Raw genomic sequence first — 15736 nt, 5'->3', positions numbered from 1 at the left:
ATTCACCGCGAAATAACGTTTTCAGCTCTCTAACGGCGTGATCCAGCGTTTAACCATCAGCCAGTAAAAGCTGCTTGATTTTTGCCACCGCTTCCAATGCATCAGCAGCGTAAAGATCAGCACCGATCTCCTGCGCATAGCTCTCGGTCACCACCGCACCGCCGACCATGGTAAAAACCTTCACTCCCGCCTTGCGCAATTCCTTTATGGTGACATCCATCTGCTGCAGGGTCGTTGTCATCAGCGCCGACAGTCCGACGGCATCGACCCTATGCTTCAGCGCCTGATCGATGATTTTCGCTGCCGGAACATTTTTGCCCAGGTCGATCACCTCGAAACCGTGATTCTCCAGCAATGTGCAGACAATGTTCTTGCCGATATCATGAATGTCGCCTTCGACCGTCGCCATCAGGATTTTGCCGAGGCTTTCAAGCTCCTGCCCACGGATCTCTTCCTTCAGTCGGTTAAACGCGGTCTGCATAGTTTCAGCCGAAAGCATCACCTGCGGCAGGAAAATCTGGTTTTTGCCGAAACGTCTGCCGACCTCTTCCAGACCGGGCAGCAAACCTTCGTTGCTGATCTGCATCGGCTCCAGGCCTTCACTCAGCGCCTGCTCAACCAACCCGGCGACAACGTCCTTGTCCCCCCCGATGATTGCCTTGGTCAGCTGCTCGCGAATCCCCAGCGGTTTATCGTCGGGCACCGATGCAGCGGCAGGGGCGGCAACCTGGTCAGCGTAGTGAGCAATATAGCTCTCAGCTCGTTCGTCCTGCCCGAGCAGAACCTTGGCAGCCCTTAAGGCATCCATCATCCGTTCATCCTTGGGATTGATAATAGCCGCCTTCAGCCCGGCCTCCAGCGCCATGGTGAAGAAGACCGATGAGAGCACCGGGCGGCTCGGCAGACCGAAAGAGATATTGCTTACTCCAAGCACCGTTGCCAGCCCCAGCTCGTCGCGCACCACCCGCAACGCCTGCAGGGTCTCCGCCGCCCGCTTCTGCTCAGCGGAAACCGTCAGGGTGAGGCAGTCGATGATGACATCTTCGCGCGGGATGCCAAGCTCCAATGCCCGCTCCAGAATCAGCTTCGCCACAGCTAAGCGATCGGCAGCGGTCTCCGGGATCCCTTTACCGTCGAGGGCCAGGCCAATGATTGCCGCACCATACTTCTTTGCCAGCGGCAGGATCGCCTTAAGGCTTTTCTCTTCGCCGGAAACCGAGTTGATCAGCACCTTCCCGTCAGCCGCCTTAAGGCCCATTTCCAGAGCTTCCGGGCTTGAGGAATCGAGAACCAGCGGGGTTCCCGTCACGCCGCTGACAGCAAAAACGGCAGCTTCCAGCGCGGCAGGCTCGTCAACGCCGGGGGCACCGCAGTTGACATCGAGCAGATTAGCACCGGCCTCCACCTGCTGCTGCGCTTCACGACGAATATAAGCCGTCTTGCCTTCCCGCAGCTCGGCGGTATAACCCTTCTTGCCAGTCGGGTTGATCCGCTCGCCGATCACCGCACAGGCGGCCTTGCCTCCGACTTCGGCAACCTGAGTGCGACTGGACAGGAAACATTTGCGCGCTGGAGCCTGCCACTGCTGATCATAGTCGGCCAGGGCCTGCTGCATCGCGGCAATATGTTTCGGCGTCGTACCGCAACAGCCTCCGATCACCCGAACGCCGAGTTTGATCAGGCGCTGGTGGTAAGCGGTCATCTCTTCCGGTGTTCCCGGGAAGACAGTCACACCATCACGCAACTCCGGCAGACCGGCGTTGGCCTGGGCGATCAGCGGCAGGCTGGTGACGCTGCGCATCTTTTCCAGAATGTCGTAAATACCATCGATGCCAAGTCCGCAGTTGGAGCCGATAACATCAACACCGAGAGCGTCGAGAGTAACGGCAGCAGCTTCCGGTGGGGTACCGAGCACGGTGCGCCCGCCATCATCGAAGGTCATCAGTGCCAGCAGCGGCAGGTCACAGACCGCTTTCGCCGCGATGATCGCGCTGCGCAGTTCGCGAATATCGAGAAAAGTTTCAAAAGTGATTAGATCCGCGCCCGCCTCGGCCAGTGCGGAAATCTGCTCGCTGAAAATCTCGACCATTTCGTCGAAGGTGGCGTCGCCCACCGGCTCGAGAAAGCGGCCGGTGGGTCCGACTGAAGCAGCAACGAAAGTATTATCTTTTGCCGCGCGCCGACAAATTTCAACCCCGGCGATATTGATCTCACGCACCTGCTCTTCCAGCCCGTAGTTGGCCAACTTAGGGCGATTGCCGCCAAAAGTGTTGGTGACGATGATATCTGCCCCGGCATCGACATATTCGCGGTGCACCGCTTCAACCACCTCCGGCTGCTCCAGGTTCATCCCTTCGGGCGAAGCTCCCGGCGCCAGGCCACGCTCCTGCAGCATGGTTCCCATGGCCCCGTCAAGAACCAGAACCCGCTGTTCGATTGCCTGCAGGAATTTATTCATTCTCTGTTACCTCTTTTTCTATCAACTGGGATTCGATCAAAGACTCCAACAGTTCCCCGTCCATAGCATCCACCCGCGGTGCGCGAACAAGCGGGTTGCTGTAGCTGAAATCGGCGTAAACTGGCTGATCGATACGGACATGCCCTTTCAAGGTCTGCTGCACCTGCCCATCGATCAGGATCTGCACCTGCCGCAGGTAAGGAAAGTTTTCGCTCAGGCTGTTGGCCAGGCTGTAAACGGTCAGCAGTTCCGACAGGCTGCCACTGGGATGGAAGTCGCTAAACTGCTTGGAGAAATTTAGCCGCACCAGGTCGTTCTCCAGTTCGATATCGAGGATACCGGTCTGACTCGGTATCACCGGCAACAGCTCCAGCTCTGGTCCGCGCCGCAATTCTTCCAGCAAGCTGCGGATACAGTCACGATCATCTTCGCAGCCTTTGATCATTCGCGCTTCCGGCTGCAGGTGATCGCCTTCTGGGCCGGCGAAATAAAGCTGTACCTCGCGCGGCGTCAACTCCGGCTCAATCACAATCGGAATCCGCTCACTCGACTGCTGCTGTTGTTGCTGCAGCAGCCAGCCGATACCGTAACCGGCAACAATGCCGACCACGAGCAAGCCGGCTAAGATCAGCAGAATTTTCTTCATCGTTTCTCTCCGTCGGCCTCAGCCGATCTGCACCTGCTGCACCCGGCCCAGTTCGCGGCCGAGGAACGCACGCCCGACCCGCTCGAATCGGGTCGGAACGTCGGTTACATAAAAATCGCGCCGGCCACCAAGCTCCGGCAGAGCCAGCCCCTGCTCGGCAAACAGGTCAGCGACTGCACGAGCCGTTTCTTCAGCAGAGTCGACCAGCAGCACGTCCGGTCCCATCACCTGCTGAATGGTTTTGCGCAGCAGCGGATAGTGGGTACACCCGAGCACCAGCGTATCGACCTTTGCCTGCCGCAACGGCTGCAAATATTCTTCTGCCGTCAAGCGTGCGACCTCATGCTCGGACCAGCACTCTTCCGCCAGCGGGACGAATAACGGGCAGGCCGCGGTCAGCACCTTCGCATCCGGCACCCTAGCACGGATCGCTTCTTCGTAACGCCCGCTGTTGATGGTGCCTTCGGTACCGATAACACCGATACGTCGGTTGCGGCTGTCGGCAGCACGCTGCGCCCCCGGCTCGATCACCCCGATGACCGGCAACTGGAAACGTTCACGCAGCGCCGGCAGAGCCACGGCAGAAGCAGTATTACAGGCGACCACCAGTAACTTGACCCCCTGTTCAACCAGGAAGCTTGCGGCCTCCAGCGCATAACGCTCAACAGTCTGTGCACTCTTGGTTCCGTAAGGCACCCTTGCGGTGTCACCCAGATAGATCAGGTTTTCACCCGGCAACTGGCGAATAATCTCTTTGCAGACGGTCAGGCCGCCAACACCCGAGTCAAAAATACCGATGGCCCGATAACGCACAAAAGCTCCTTGAACTGGTCTGGAAAAAAGCGGGCTAAAGCCCGCTGAACCAAGGGCGTCATCCTATTGAAGCTGCGCTGTAAAGTCAAGATTTACGGGCGCTTGTGAATTTATCGTGGCCCTCGATTCTATTAATCTGCTAATATGTATTTCTTATTGTTTTTTAACCTGAAAAATCATACAGAATCGATACGAGGAAACGGCATATGACCTGGGAAGACTTCAAAGAGTTCATGACCAACTTCCGCACCGACAATATCATGCAGCAACTGGAAGCCTGGAATGTTGCTGACCTGAGCAACAATCCATGGTTCCTCGGCGGGTTCGCTGCGGTTGCACTGATCTGTTACTTCCTCGGACTGCGGGCCATCGCCGCTTTTATTGTCGGTATTGGCGGCTTCGCCCTGGCGCTGTCGTGGACGGTAGCGCAAGGCACCGGAACCGAAGGGATTTCCGGCGGCGGCATCTACATATTGGTCGGCGGCGGCGCGCTGGTCATCGGACTTTTTATCTACCTGCTGTTTATCAAATCTGAATAAATCAGCCAGAGGATTGACCACAACCGCAACCCTAGTGCAATATCAGTAACTCTTTAGCGCATCAACTAACGATAACCGCCGCAAGCGGCGTCTGGAGATTTTAGGTATGAAAAAGCGGGATATTCTTTTGATTCTTGGAGGTCTGCTCATCATCGGCGTGCTCTGGATGGCCCCCGAAGAAAGCACCTCGCGAGTGCCGAAAGATGAAAATCACGAGCGCTTCTACACGATCGTCAAAGCTGAAGGAAAAAAGGCCGCCGAGAAATTCTGCGGCGAGTGCCACTACGATGACGGCGGCGTTCCCTTCCCGGCCGAGCACCCGCCAAAGAACCGCTGCCTGTTCTGCCATAAGATTATTGTTAACTAGCCAGCGGTATTCGATATCAGAAAAAACAGCCGGTGCGCGTAATTGCGCACCGGCTGTTTGCTTTTAATTCTACGATCTCTTTGCTCCAGCAAAAGCTATAAGAGCCCCCGGACGCAACTGCGGCGCAGATTAAATCCCCCGCAGCAGAACCCGCTCAACAAAGCCTTCCGCCGTCCGGGCGAAATTCTCCAGTTTTTCTTTCGGGTAACTGTCGAATTCCTGCCATTCCTGCTCCAGCGAATGTTCTGGCACAAACTGCTGCAACACCCACAAGTGAGCCCCCTGCAGCAGTTCACCCAACTGCTCGATTTCAGCATCACTGACCAGACAGGGGACACAGGTGGTGCGGAACTCCGCTTCAATGGTTGCAGTTTTCGCCAGCTCGATGCTTCGCAGCAGGCCATCACGCGAAACCGGGCGGGTGTGCAGTTCTGAATAGCGCTCTGGCGTCGTTTTGATATCGATCGCCAGGTAATCGATCAACTTTTCATCGAGCAAAGCCTCGATCACCTGAGGGAGCAAACCATTGGTGTCGAGCTTGATCTGCAGGCCGAGTTGCTTGAGCTGCCGTAAAAATGCCGGCAGACCAGCATCGAGGGTCGGTTCTCCGCCCGATATGACAACCCCGTCGATAAACGAGCTACGTTTCTGCAGGTCTGCCAGCAACTGGTCGATCGGATAGTCGGGAAAGCTCCCCGGATCGAGAACCAATCCGGGGTTATGACAAAAAGGGCAGGTCAGGTTACAGCCGCCGGTAAACACCAGCGATGCGACACGACCGGGAAAGTCGAGCAGGCTGGTCCCCTGAAAGCCCTTGATCGAGATCTCGCTCAGCTTTTCTGCTCCTTTGCGGCCAGGTTGTACTCGGAGCGATCCTTGAACTCCTCTTTTTTGCCACGATTCCATTGCTGAACCGGACGGAAGAAACCACAAACACGGGAATAGACTTCTGTTTTTGCGTCACACTTGGCCATGTCAAGCACTCCTTCTTCTCATTTTGAGGTTAGGCCGCCTGCTCATCATCATGATGATGCGGGCAGGAGAAATGTTCGCCAGTGATATAACCGTGCACCGGACAGATCGTGAAAGTCGGACTGAGGGTGAAATACGGCAGGTGGAAATTCTCTGAAATCCGTTTCACCAGCAACCGTGCACTGCGCCAGTCATCGAGCCGCTCACCAAGGAAGCCGTGAAAAACGGTGCCACCGGTGTAAAGCGTCTGCATGGTATCCTGATGGGTCAGTGCTTCGAATATATCCTCGGTCGTACCAACAGGCAGCTGGGTCGAGTTGGTGTAGTAGGGTTCGTCAGTACCAGCAGTGACGATATCCGGATAGAGCTCGCGGTCACGGTTGGCCAACCGGAAGCTGGTGCCCTCAGCCGGGGTCGCCTCCAGGTTGTAAAGGTGACCGGTCTCTTCCTGATAAACTTCCAGCTGCTTGCGCATGAAGTCGAGAGTCGCCTGCGCCAATGACTGGCCTTCATCGCTATCGATGCCGCAGCCGAGCAGGTTGTGACAGGCCTCGTTCATACCGATCAGACCGATGGTGGAGAAATGATTATCCCAGTAGCTGCCGCTGCGCTCACGGATCGCGCTGAGGTAAAATTTGCTGTACGGATAAAGGCCATCGTCGGTGAGGCGTTCCAGCTGCTTGCGCTTGAGCTCCAGCGACTCGAAAGCGATCTTCATCAGCTGGCTGATGCGATCGTAAAAGCTGCTGACCGAATCGGCCTCGTAGGCAGCGCGCGGCAGGTTAAGGGTGACCACGCCGATGGAACCGGTCAGCGGGTTGCTGCCGAACAGGCCACCACCGCGGCGACGCAACTCGCGGTTGTCGAGACGCAGACGGCAACACATGGAACGGGCATCTTCAGGGTCCATGTCGGAGTTGACGAAATTACTGAAGTAGGGGATACCGTACTTGGCGGTCATCTCCCAGACCGGTTGCAGTCGATCGCTTTCCCAATCGATCTCGCGGGTGATGTTGTAGGTCGGGATCGGGAAGGAGAAGATCCGCCCCGAAGAGTCGCCTGTCATCATCACTTCACAGAAAGCGCGGTTTAGCAGATCCATCTCGCTCTGGAATTCGCCGTAGCAGCGGTCCTGCAGTTCTCCGCCGATCACCACCGCCTCGTCCGCCATGTTTGAGGGGACCATCATATCCATGGTGATGTTGGTGAACGGAGTCTGGAAACCGACGCGGGTCGGCACGTTCATGTTGAAGATGAACTCCTGCAGACATTGCTTGACATCGTCGTAAGCAAGCTGGTCGTAGGCGATAAAAGGCGCCAGCAGGGTGTCGAAGTTGGCAAACGCCTGAGCTCCAGCCGCCTCCCCCTGCAGGGTGTAGAAGAAATTGACGATCTGGCCCAGCGCGCTGCGGAAGTGCTTGGCTGGGGCGCTCTGCACCTTGCCGTAAGCACCGGTGAAACCTTTCAGCAGCAGGTCTTTCAAGTCCCAACCACAGCAGTAAACCGACAGCATGCCGAGGTCGTGGATATGAAAGCTGCCCTCGCGGTGGGCATTCGCCACTTCTTCCGGGTAGATTTTATTCAACCAGTAATTACTGGTGATGTTGGCGGCGATGTGGTTATTCAGCCCCTGCAACGAATAGCCCATATTGGCGTTCTCGTTGACCCGCCAGTCCTCACGCACCAGGTAGGAGTCGATCGCTTCGATCGACTGCTTCATGAACTCCTTTGTTTCGCGGAGTTCGCCGCGCTGCTTGCGGTAGAGAATGTAGGCTTTTGCGGTCTGGGCGTGGCCGTTTTCGATTAGGATCTTTTCCACCAGATCCTGAACGTTCTCCACCGTCGGCACCCGGTCGTCTTTGTAGAGGACGGAAAGAATACCGCTGACCTGTCGGGTGATGTCGGCTGCTTTCTGCATATCAGTGCCGCCGACAGCCTGAACCGCCTTGATGATCGCCTGAGCGATCTTTTGCTCTTCAAACGGAACCAGGCGACCGTCCCGCTTGCGGATAAACTCAATCACTTGAGAGCCTCCCTGACCAACCTCGATCTTTAATTTAAAAAAACAAATGTCTGCCGCAAACGGCGGCCCACTGGGATCAATTCATAACAAAACGCATTGCAAAGGAGGCTACCACAAGATATCCGGAAGTCAAAAGACAAAAACACTATATCTTGTAGATTATTTTTTCATTAAGCACCACATCTTGTTAAACTCCCTGTGCCCAAGCTGTGGATAAAAATGCTAAGAGCAGGCAATCTTTGTTACTTTCTTGCCCTGTTGTGCGGCATGTGTTAAACCAATTTCGAGCTTTTTTCTCATACTAAAAATTAGATTTTTTCACATTTCTGACGAAGGAAAACCGACATGGCCGACCTGACCCGTTTTGGAATTTCTATCGACGAGAGCCTGCTCGGCCAGTTCGACGAAATGATCAACCAGAAAGGCTACGTCAACCGCTCGGAGGCAATCCGCGACCTGATCCGCGGAGCGCTGGTGGAAGAGGAATGGGCCGACGACAACCAGCAGACCGTCGCCACGGTCACCCTGGTTTTCGATCATCACACCCGCGATCTCTCCGACAAACTGACCGAACACCAGCACTCTCATCACGAAGAGATCATCTCCACCCTGCATGTCCATCTCGACCACCACCACTGCCTCGAAGTGGTTGTCATCAAAGGGCCTGCCAGCCGGGTCAAGCGGATCGCCGACGAACTGATCGGCACCAAGGGGGTCAAGCACGGCAAATTGGTCGCCACCACCACCGGCCGCAACCTGCGCTAACCTTGACTCGCCCGGCATGACAACCCGCGGCAACAAACATTAAAACAGTATAAATCAAACCCCATTGGCCTTATACTGCGCTAATATTCTTATCTAATGTCTCACTGATTACAGATATCTCCAAAACGGAACACGCTGAGCCGATGTTTAACCCCAAAAAGCTTCTACTGCTCGCTCTTATTCCATTGCTGCTCACTGCCAGCAGCTGCCAGGAACAACTGCCTGAACCAGAAAAAAAGCCGGAGTTGCTTATTTACTGCGGCTTTACCATGGGTAAGGCTGTGCGTGAAATTGCCAACCGGTTTGAGCAGCAGGAAAACTGCCAGATAAAGATGATACAGGGCGGCTCCGGCAACCTTTACCGCAGCATTCTGGTTAACCGCGCCGGCGACCTTTACCTGCCGGGCAGCGAAAGCTATATCGAAAAGGCACGCTCAAGCAATCTGGTGACGGACGCAGTTGTGGTCGGCAGCAATCGCGCCGCTCTAGTGGTCGCCAAAGGCAACCCCCTCGGCATTAGCGCCGATATCAACAATCTGCTCTCAGCCCACTACCGGACGGTTCTCGGCTCACCTGATAGCAGCTCGATCGGCAAGGAAACCGAACGTATTCTTTCCGCTTCAGGTATTTACCATCAGGCCATCGACCGCACCCTTTACCTGACCAGCGACTCTAAAGGCTTAAGCGAAGCGATCCGTAGCGACAAAGCCGATCTGGCCTTAAACTGGCTGGCAACCGTTCGCTGGCCGGAGAACCTCTATTCGGTTGATGCAATCGAATTAGACCCGGAAATTGCCCCAGAGCATCGGCTTCTGCTTGGCCTGTTGCAATATTCCCGGCATAGCGAACTGGCAAGAAGTTTCATGGCCTTCGCTGCATCTGACGAAGGTCATGCTGTTTTTGCCGATTTTGGTCTGGGACGGTAAATAATGCAGTTGAAAAAAATTCAAAAACTGCTCCCCCTGATCCTGATCCTCTGCATCGTAGGTGGCAGCTATCTCTTCTTTGCCCTGCAACATGATCGAACCGACAAGCTCGCAGCGGAGCTTGGAGAGCAGCAGGAAAACGCCTCTGCCAAGAAGGAACTGGGCCAACTGCTGATTACCGACCTTGCCCGCATTGCCAACCTTCTCAGTAGCACCATCATTTCAAAAAATGAAGCGCAACAGCAGCTGCTCAAACAGCAGATGCACAGTTTGATACAGGAGCTGAACTTCGCCCTCGACACCCTAGGTCAAGGCGGTGTCTTGACCAGAAAGCTGCCACTGAACCTGCCTGAGCAGGATGCCGGCAGCTATCGTATCGAATACCAGCAACAGGACCCACAGAGCTACAACCTGTCTATCCTCACCCTTCGACCACAGTTGCTCGATTTAAAAGAACTGATCGAAGAAGCGATCGAGGCGACAGCCGACCGTAACCGCATCCTCAACACCAAAGATGCGCCCGGTATCCGCGAAGCAGCCCTGAAGGTTGCCCGCATGAATAAAAAGGCGGCGGCGCAGATTCAACGGATGACCGAAGCGGCGAACCGACTCGCTTACGAAGCGACCCTGGAACTGCAGAAATTCAAGCATCAACGCGAACGGATCCAGCAAAGCTACAGCAAGAAAGAGCTTCAATGGAGCAGCCTGATTGCAGCGACGGTCCTGCTGCTGATCGGTTTTATCTATCGACAGAGCCTGCAGAATCATAAAATCCTCGAAAATACGATTCTGCGGCTAAAGAAAACCGAAACGGAGCTGCACAAAAGTCACGCAGAAATCCAGGCGTTCAACGAAAGCCTGGAAGACCAGGTCGAAGAACGGACCCAGGAACTGCAGCGCTACGAACAGATAGTTTCCACCGACACAGATCTGGTCACCTTCTTCAGCACCGACCATCACTATCTGGCTGTCAACCGCACCTTTGTAAATTATTTCGGCGAAGAGCACGGTCCCTTCGTCGGCAAGCACATCAGCCAAGTTATCGGCAAGCAGTTGTACCAGGAAAAAGTCAGGGAAATGCTCGACTATTGCCTCGACGGCGAAGTCGTCAGCTTCCAGCCCGACATCGTCTTCCCGAAAAAAGGCAAGCGCCGGGTCAAGGTCACTTTCACCCCTTACCGGGATCAGAGCGGTGAAGTCACAGGTATTGTCTCGCGAACTGAGGACATCACAGAGCTGTCGGCTCAGGAAGCAAACCTGAAGCTTTTAGGCAAGGTATTCGAGAGCACCACAGAGGGGATCATTATCACCGACCCGAAGACCACCATCCTTTCTGTCAACCCGGCGTTCCACACGATTACCGGCTACAGTAAAGAAGAAGTGATCGGTAAAAAACCGAATCTGCTCCGTGCCGAAAACCAGGATGACGGCTTCTTTGCTGGAATGTGGCAAGAGCTTAAAGAGACCGGACGCTGGCAGGGAGAACTCTGGAGCAAACGCAAAAATGGCGACATTTACCCTGAATGGCTGACCGTCAATGCCATTTACGACGATAATGACGAGATCAGCAACTATGTCGCCGTCTTCAGTGATATTTCATCAGCCAAAGAGGCGATGGAAGCCCTGGAGCATTTGGCCCATCACCACCCGCTGACAGGCTTGCCCAACCGCCTGTTGCTGAACGCGCGGCTTAAACATTCAATTCAGCGGACGATCCGCGAACGCAGCCAGGGCGCGGTCTTCTACCTTGACCTCGACAACTTCAAAAACATCAACGACAGCCTCGGCCATACCGCCGGCGACGAGGTTTTGCTGGAGGTAGCCAAGCGGCTGCAGAAAGAGATCCGTGAGGTCGATACCGTTGCCCACGTCAGCGGCGACGAATTCATTATCATCATGGACCAGATCAACTCGCCGCACGATGCAATCTACTGTGCCGGGCAGGTACTGGAAAAACTGCAGGCACCGACCAGCATTCAGGATTACCAGCTCTATCTCTCCTGCAGCCTCGGCATCACCCTTTTCCCGCAGGACGGCACCTCGGTGGAAAACCTGCTGAAGAACGCTGACGCCGCCATGTACAAAGCAAAGGAAGCTGGAAAAAACCGCTACCACGTCTATTCACCGGAACTGACTCAGGCCGCGCTGGAGCGGGTTTCGCTGGAGAGCTCTCTGCGCCAGGCGCTGGAGCGGCAGGAGCTGATCCTGCACTTCCAGCCACAGATCGACTTGCAGAGCAACAACATCGTCGCCTTTGAAGCCCTGATCCGCTGGCAGCATCCGGAGCTGGGGCTAATCCCACCCGACAAGTTCATCCCGCTGACGGAAGAGACCGGGCTAATCATCCCGATCGGCGAATGGGTTCTTCGCTCTGCCTGTGAGCAATTCATGCGTTGGCGCGAACAGGGCTACCGCCTAACGCGGATCGCCGTCAACCTGTCGGGGCGACAGATTCAGCAGAAAGATCTGCACCTGGTGGTTGCAAGAGTCCTGGAAGAGACCGGCTGCCCGGCGGATGTGCTTGAACTGGAGATCACCGAGGGCTTCATCATGCAACACCCGGAACAGGCGATCGCAGTGATGATGAGGATTCGCGAACTCGGTGTCGAGCTGTCGGTCGACGATTTCGGCACTGGTCACTCATCGCTCAATTACCTGAAGCGATTGCCGCTCAACCGGCTCAAAGTCGACCGCTCCTTCGTCTCCGACATCTTTGCCGACCCGGAAGATGAAGCGATCACCAAAGCGATCATCGCCCTTGGTCACGGCCTCAACCTGCAGATCACCGCTGAAGGAATCGAAACCGAAGAGCAGCGCAAATACCTGCTGGACCTGGGTTGCAACGAAGGCCAGGGGTTCCTTATCAGCCGCCCATTACCGGCCGATCAGGCCGAGCTGCTGCTGGGCGAGAGCTGATCAAGCGGCGGAAACATATTTCGCGGCTAGCTTCTCATCCATGGACAGATATGGACTGTCATAGTGTCCAGATGCAAAGAGATCATTGCTTCGCGGCAAAGAAAACACTGCCCTTGCGAAAAGAAATCCTGTATGATTATTTTTTAATGTTGCATATCCAACAACCCGCTCGGGAGGGTTGATGCGTCATCTAAAAAAACTTCTGACATCCAGTTGGCTGCTCTGTCCGCTGTTGGCCTTGGCGATACTGGCCGGTTCCCTGACCGATTATCCCCTGTTGCAACGGTTGGAGCTGCCGATTTATGATCGCCTGCTGGCGCTGCGCGGCACCAGCATGAACCCGCAAGTCGTGCTGCTGACAATCGATCAGCAGAGCCGCGCAACACTAGGCGACGAACTCCCCTCCCGCGCAGGTCAGCTCCGCATTCTGAAAAAACTGCACGCGCTGGGTGTCCGGCAACTGGCCCTGCTGACACCGCTCAGCTTCAGCGGCGATCCAGACACCGATCAACTCCTCACCGAACAACTGCGACTGCTCGACCCGGTTCTCCCGGTCGAACCGCTGCAGTCCGCGACAGTCTCCGCCAAACTGACAGAGCAGAGCCTGTTGCCACTGCCGCCATCCCTGCCGGGACCGAAACAGCTCCTGCTGCTACGCCAGAATCCACTGGCCGTTGAACGTTTCAATCCGCTGCCGGAAACCGATTTTCTACCCCCGGCACCACCCTTCGCAAAGGCAACTCTCGGCCACCTCCAGTTTCCTGCCGACGCCGATGGCCGCATTCGCCGTCACCCGCTGCTGCTTCCGAGTCAGGGCAGGCTGCTCCCTTCTGTCCCTCTGCAGCTGGTCCTGCAACAGCAAGCCAGCGAGCTGCAGCTGCCGCCACGGGAGTTGCCGGGCACGCTGCGCTTCCGCACCTGGCAAACCTCAATCGACCGCGACTATCAACTGTTGCTCGACCTCTCCGGACGCGGCACTCCCTACCTGAAATACAGCGTCAGCCAACTGCTCTCCGGTGAACTGGATGATCAGAACCTGGCACAGAAGCTGGTCCTGCTCGGCAGCAGTGAGCGCTTCGCCGACCAGCAACCGCTCGCCACCCGCAGTTCACACAGCACCAGCGAGCTGGCCGCGTTAGCGACCGCGACCCTGGTCGCGGAAAGCCCGCCCAGCCACCCGGCCTGGGCCTGGCTGGTGGAAACCCTGGTGTTGGCCTACTTCCTAGTGCTGCTGCTCCTGCTTACCCCACGCCTCAGCGCCCGTGCAGGCAGCTTGACCCTCGGCCTGTTCTTTATCGGCTGGGTGCTGGCGGCCACTGCCAGCCTGGTCATCTACAGCCACTGGCTGCGAATAGCCCCCGCCCTGCTGCTCTGCGGCATCGGTTTCTGCATCGTCCGCTGGAACGTCGGTCGCCGTAACCTGCGACGCGGGCTGCTCGAAAACCACCGTCAACTGGCGCTCAACCTGCAGGAGCAGGGGCACCTCGATCAGGCGCTGGAAAAATTTCTGCAGTTTGCTCCGCGCGACGCCGCCAGCAAAGAGATGCTCTACAACCTGGGGCTCGATTTCGAGCGTAAGCGGATGCCGCACAAGGCGCTGACCGCATATCGGCACCTGCTCGCCAACGGCCGTTTCCGCGACATCAAAGAGCGGATCAAAAACCTGCAGGCCGGAGAGCAGGGTTCGGTTACACCACAACGCCCCGATGCGACCATCGTCCTCGACCGACCCGGTGAAAAACCGACCCTCGGCCGTTACCGGATCGAGAGGGAGCTGGGCCAGGGAGCGATGGGAACGGTCTACTTGGGCATCGATCCGAAAATCAACCGCGAGGTGGCGATCAAAACTCTCGCCTACTCACTGGTGGAACCAGCGCAGCTGCAGGCCGTGAAAGAGCGTTTTTTCCGGGAAGCGGAAGCCGCTGGAAAGCTCAACCACCCGAAAATCGTCACCATCTACGATGTCGGCGAAGAGAATGACCTCGCCTATCTGGCGATGGAGTTGCTCAACGGCAAAACCCTCAGTGACTACTGCCAGCCACAACAGTTGCTGGAACCGCTCCGGGTGGTGCAGATCCTCAAGCAGGTTGCCCAGGCCCTCGACTACGCCCACCAGCAGGGTGTCGTACACCGCGACATCAAACCGGCCAACATCATCCTGCTGGACGATGGTCAGATCAAGGTTGCCGATTTTGGCATCGCCCGGATGGTCTCCAGTTCGCAGACCGAAACCGGCGTGATCCTCGGCACCCCCAGCTACATGTCACCGGAGCAGGTCGCTGGCAAAAAGGTCGACGACCGCTCCGATCTCTTCTCCCTCGGCGTCATGATGTACGAACTGCTCAGCGGAGAGAAACCGTTCCAGGGCGAAAGCATGGGTGCCTTGATGTATAATATCGCCAACTGCACTTACCGGCCGCTTGGCGAAGTCTGCCCGCAGTTGCCGGGCGACTGCCAGCGGATCGTCGGCAAGCTGCTACAAAAGACTCTCACGCGTCGCTTTAAAAGCGCCGGGGTCCTGGCAAACGCGTTGGAAGAGCTACAACAGAGACTGGAGAACGGATGATCCTGAGCGCCCACGGAATCACCGACACCGGCCTGATGCGCAGCAACAACGAGGACAGTTTCTTCCTTGATGAGCAGCTCGGTCTGTTTATCGTTGCCGACGGCATGGGCGGGCACTCCGCTGGCGAAGTCGCCAGCAGAATGGCGGTTGAAATCGTGCGCGAAAAACTTGCCGAGCACCTTACAACAGCGCCAACCGACGACCAGTTGCAAAGCCTGCTCGCCGACACGGTCAACGAGACAAACCGCACAATCGTGCAGGCAGCGACAGAAAATCCGCGCTGGTCAGGGATGGGCACCACTTTAACCATTCTGTTGTTGCGCCAGCAGCAGGCGCACCTGGCGCATGTCGGCGACAGCCGCCTTTATCGACGCCGCAACAGCCGTCTCGAGCAGCTCAGCGAAGACCAGACCCTGGTAGCCGATCAGCTGCGCCGGGGCGTGCTCAATCAAGCCGAAGCGGAACAATCAAACCTGCGCAACATTCTCCTGCAGGCGATCGGTGTCTCGGAACAGCTCGACATCCACCAGCGAATCGAACCACTGCAGGAAGACGATCTGTTTCTGCTCTGCAGCGACGGCCTGACCGGTATGTTGCCCGACACCCGGATCGATTCAATCCTGGCCGCAGACAACTGTCCGCAGTCAGCGTGTAAAACACTGCTCACAGCCGCCCTGGACGCAGGCGGCAAAGATAACGTCACCGCAGTTCTGGTCAGCGTCGCATAAACAAATGAGAAGTCGCA

Annotated in this window: 11 protein-coding genes and 1 pseudogene; 7 read left to right on the top strand and 5 right to left on the bottom strand. The window is 56.4% G+C overall.

Annotated elements, in window-relative coordinates:
• Nucleotides 1-49 precede the first annotated feature (49 nt).
• From BUB13_RS08020 to murI, 3 genes are read right to left on the bottom strand one after another with little or no spacing between them, the layout of a single operon-like run.
• Nucleotides 50-2458: a homocysteine S-methyltransferase family protein gene (locus tag BUB13_RS08020; RefSeq protein WP_072907647.1), complete on the bottom strand. Its 2409-nt coding sequence runs from the start codon at nt 2456-2458 to the stop codon at nt 50-52.
• Nucleotides 2451-3104 carry a GerMN domain-containing protein gene (locus BUB13_RS08015; RefSeq protein ID WP_072907645.1) on the bottom strand — a complete coding sequence of 218 codons (654 nt, stop codon included), beginning with the start codon at nt 3102-3104 and terminating at the stop codon, nt 2451-2453. Before BUB13_RS08015 ends, BUB13_RS08020 begins: the two co-directional genes overlap by 8 nt.
• 18 nt (nt 3105-3122) lie before the next feature.
• Nucleotides 3123-3917, bottom strand: a complete 795-nt coding sequence (murI, locus tag BUB13_RS08010) for a glutamate racemase (RefSeq protein WP_072907643.1) — start codon at nt 3915-3917, stop codon at nt 3123-3125.
• Nucleotides 3918-4123: 206 nt separating this feature from the next.
• Between murI and BUB13_RS08005 the strand changes: the two genes are divergently transcribed.
• Complete coding sequence (locus tag BUB13_RS08005; protein WP_072907641.1) at nt 4124-4456, top strand: hypothetical protein; 333 nt, start codon at nt 4124-4126, stop codon at nt 4454-4456.
• A gap of 106 nt (nt 4457-4562) precedes the next feature.
• Nucleotides 4563-4823, top strand: coding sequence for a cytochrome c (locus BUB13_RS08000; protein WP_072907639.1), 261 nt, complete (start codon nt 4563-4565; stop codon nt 4821-4823).
• A gap of 129 nt (nt 4824-4952) precedes the next feature.
• Here BUB13_RS08000 and BUB13_RS07995 read toward each other — a convergent pair whose 3' ends face one another.
• Nucleotides 4953-5729, bottom strand: coding sequence for an anaerobic ribonucleoside-triphosphate reductase activating protein (locus tag BUB13_RS07995; protein WP_244151851.1), 777 nt, complete (start codon nt 5727-5729; stop codon nt 4953-4955).
• Nucleotides 5654-7818, bottom strand: a pseudogene (locus BUB13_RS07990) (ribonucleoside triphosphate reductase). The gene BUB13_RS07995 and the pseudogene BUB13_RS07990 overlap by 76 nt, the downstream one beginning before the upstream one ends.
• A 345-nt stretch (nt 7819-8163) precedes the next feature.
• Here BUB13_RS07990 and nikR point away from each other — a divergent pair.
• The 5 genes from nikR to BUB13_RS07965 all read left to right on the top strand — a co-directional run bounded on the left by nikR (nt 8164) and on the right by BUB13_RS07965 (nt 15719).
• Nucleotides 8164-8583, top strand: a complete 420-nt coding sequence (gene nikR, locus BUB13_RS07985; protein WP_072907637.1) for a nickel-responsive transcriptional regulator NikR — start codon at nt 8164-8166, stop codon at nt 8581-8583.
• A gap of 143 nt (nt 8584-8726) precedes the next feature.
• Nucleotides 8727-9509: a substrate-binding domain-containing protein gene (locus tag BUB13_RS07980; RefSeq protein WP_072907635.1), complete on the top strand. Its 783-nt coding sequence runs from the start codon at nt 8727-8729 to the stop codon at nt 9507-9509.
• Between the two features lie 3 nt (nt 9510-9512).
• Complete coding sequence (locus BUB13_RS07975) at nt 9513-12425, top strand: sensor domain-containing protein (RefSeq protein ID WP_072907633.1); 2913 nt, start codon at nt 9513-9515, stop codon at nt 12423-12425.
• Between the two features lie 181 nt (nt 12426-12606).
• A complete protein-coding gene (locus tag BUB13_RS07970; RefSeq protein WP_072907631.1) occupies nt 12607-14991 on the top strand; it encodes a CHASE2 domain-containing serine/threonine-protein kinase in 2385 nt (794 codons plus the stop codon).
• Nucleotides 14988-15719: a Stp1/IreP family PP2C-type Ser/Thr phosphatase gene (locus BUB13_RS07965; RefSeq protein WP_072907629.1), complete on the top strand. Its 732-nt coding sequence runs from the start codon at nt 14988-14990 to the stop codon at nt 15717-15719. The genes BUB13_RS07970 and BUB13_RS07965 overlap by 4 nt, the downstream gene beginning before the upstream one ends.
• The last annotated feature ends 17 nt before the right edge of the window (nt 15720-15736 follow it).

Source organism: Malonomonas rubra DSM 5091 (assembly GCF_900142125.1).
In the GTDB taxonomy this organism is placed as follows: domain Bacteria; phylum Desulfobacterota; class Desulfuromonadia; order Desulfuromonadales; family Geopsychrobacteraceae; genus Malonomonas; species Malonomonas rubra.
This window is presented reverse-complemented; position numbering and strand designations above follow the sequence as displayed.

What these genes read in the sequence shown, in the direction of transcription:
- BUB13_RS08020 (WP_072907647.1), bottom strand. Translation starts at nt 2,458, where the DNA reads ATGAATAAATTCCTGCAGGCAATCGAACAGCGGGTTCTGGTTCTTGAC.
- BUB13_RS08015 (WP_072907645.1), bottom strand. Translation starts at nt 3,104, where the DNA reads ATGAAGAAAATTCTGCTGATCTTAGCCGGCTTGCTCGTGGTCGGCATT.
- BUB13_RS08005 (WP_072907641.1), top strand. Translation starts at nt 4,124, where the DNA reads ATGACCTGGGAAGACTTCAAAGAGTTCATGACCAACTTCCGCACCGAC.
- BUB13_RS08000 (WP_072907639.1), top strand. Translation starts at nt 4,563, where the DNA reads ATGAAAAAGCGGGATATTCTTTTGATTCTTGGAGGTCTGCTCATCATC.
- BUB13_RS07995 (WP_244151851.1), bottom strand. Translation starts at nt 5,729, where the DNA reads ATGGAATCGTGGCAAAAAAGAGGAGTTCAAGGATCGCTCCGAGTACAA.
- nikR (WP_072907637.1), top strand. Translation starts at nt 8,164, where the DNA reads ATGGCCGACCTGACCCGTTTTGGAATTTCTATCGACGAGAGCCTGCTC.
- BUB13_RS07980 (WP_072907635.1), top strand. Translation starts at nt 8,727, where the DNA reads ATGTTTAACCCCAAAAAGCTTCTACTGCTCGCTCTTATTCCATTGCTG.
- BUB13_RS07975 (WP_072907633.1), top strand. Translation starts at nt 9,513, where the DNA reads ATGCAGTTGAAAAAAATTCAAAAACTGCTCCCCCTGATCCTGATCCTC.
- BUB13_RS07970 (WP_072907631.1), top strand. Translation starts at nt 12,607, where the DNA reads ATGCGTCATCTAAAAAAACTTCTGACATCCAGTTGGCTGCTCTGTCCG.
- BUB13_RS07965 (WP_072907629.1), top strand. Translation starts at nt 14,988, where the DNA reads ATGATCCTGAGCGCCCACGGAATCACCGACACCGGCCTGATGCGCAGC.